Raw genomic sequence first — 1,788 nt, forward strand, 5'->3', positions numbered from 1 at the left:
TTGTTCAAGAATTGATTGTGATGGCAGATTAAAGAAGACCTGAAACCGTCCGCACATCTGGCGGGCTCATGTGTCAGCCTCTCAGTCAGAGCCAAAAGGTTGAGCCTGCGACCGTCCTGGTCGAATTGGGCTTGCAGCTCCAAACTGTTCAAGTAGAATCTGGATGATTGAAATTTGGATTGGGGTTGCCTCCTCCGCTCTGAAGACTTTCAAGAAATCACCTTTTCGAGCACGCGCAAAATGAACCATTTTAGTTGCATGGGGCACTATGAAATCAATCGTCATTACAGAAAAACCCTCGCAAGCCCGCAATGTCATGAAGGCCGTTGGATCTCGGTATGGAGAGGTACTGGCGGCACAAGGACACTTGCTGCGGCTTCAATCTCCTGATGAGGCTAATCCGGATTGGAAAGCATGGTCTTCAGAGCTGCTGCGCCCACAAGGTGGCCGGTATGGGCTGGTTGCTGACAGAACCAGCGGTAAGGGTGAGCGCCTTGATAAAATCAAGCGAGCTTTAAGCAGTGCCGATCAAGTCATCATTGCAACAGACTGCGACCGCGAGGGTCAGGCAATTGGCGAAAACCTCTTGCATTTTTACGGCTATAGAGGCCGTGTGCTGCGCGCAATGTTTACGGCAGAAGATGAAAAGACACTTCGCGAGGCGTTTGCCTCTGCCAAGCCCAACACGGAGTATCGACCACTTTATGATGCAGCGGTCGCCCGTGCTCAGGCCGATCAAGTGTTCAATCTCAGTCTGACCAGAACCGCAACGACCAGACTGGTGCCTACTGGCGTGCGTGCTGTTATTGGCATTGGCCGTGTTCGCACCCCAACGCTTGGAATTGTCTGCAGGCGTGAGCAAGAGCTTTCCAACTTCAAGCCGCGAGATTACTTTGAACTGACTGCAGATGTTCAAGGTGAACATGGCGTGTTCCAACTTCACCACCGGCCGGCTGACAGCGAGCGCTATTTTGAAAAGGCTACGGCTGAAGCAATAGCTGCAGCAGCAACCGGTTGGCATGGCCCAGCCAGCGTCACACAGGAAAACCGGCGTCAGGCTCCAGGCAAACCCGTTGATCTTCCAAGCTTGCAAAAACAAGCTGCCAAATGGGGATGGACGGCGAAGAAAACATTGGATGTGGCACAGGCTCTTTATGAGATCCATAAGCTGACAACCTACCCACGCGCTGCCGTGCGATACCTTCCTGAGAACATGGTTGAAGGAGCAAGCGCTGTGTTTGCAGCACTTGTCGGCGGCGGCTATGTGAAGGATCTCGACTGGCAGGCACCAACAATCAGGACAGGCAAACGCGGTGTGTTCTCAGATGCCGGACTAGCTGGTGAATCTCATCATGCCATCATCCCCAATCCAGCTGTGATTGATCAGTTTTCAAAGATCATTGCAGGGCTGAACGCTGATGAGCGAAAGCTGTTTGATTTCATAGCCAAGACATTCCTTGCAGCGCTTGGCCCTGATTACGAATATCACCAGACACAGATTGCTATCAGTGTGCCGGTGAACGGTCAGGCTGTTGTCTTCAAGACTGTGGGCCGCTCTACAATTCATTCAGGCTGGCGTGCTGTTTACAGTGAGTTCATCGAAGACAGGTCGTCCTCAGATAACGAGGCCGAATTGCCACAAGTGAGGAACGGTGAAGGCGTGGGGGTCTCAGCTGTCAGCATTGATGCTAAGAAGACAAAGGCACCAGCTCGCTACACGGAAGGGTCTTTGATTGAAGCCATGCAAAACGCATGGAGGTTTGTTGAAGATGAAGGCCAGCGTGCACG

1 protein-coding gene is annotated in these 1,788 nt (G+C 52.3%); it reads left to right on the top strand.

Annotated features, from left to right (window positions below):
• Positions 1 to 268: 268 nt before the first annotated feature.
• The coding region (locus PPL9_RS05440; protein WP_057461750.1) for a DNA topoisomerase at positions 269 to 1,788 on the top strand (1,520 nt) is incomplete at its 3' end.

Origin of the sequence: Pseudovibrio sp. POLY-S9 (genome assembly GCF_001431305.1) — a bacterium.
In the GTDB taxonomy this organism is placed as follows: domain Bacteria; phylum Pseudomonadota; class Alphaproteobacteria; order Rhizobiales; family Stappiaceae; genus Pseudovibrio.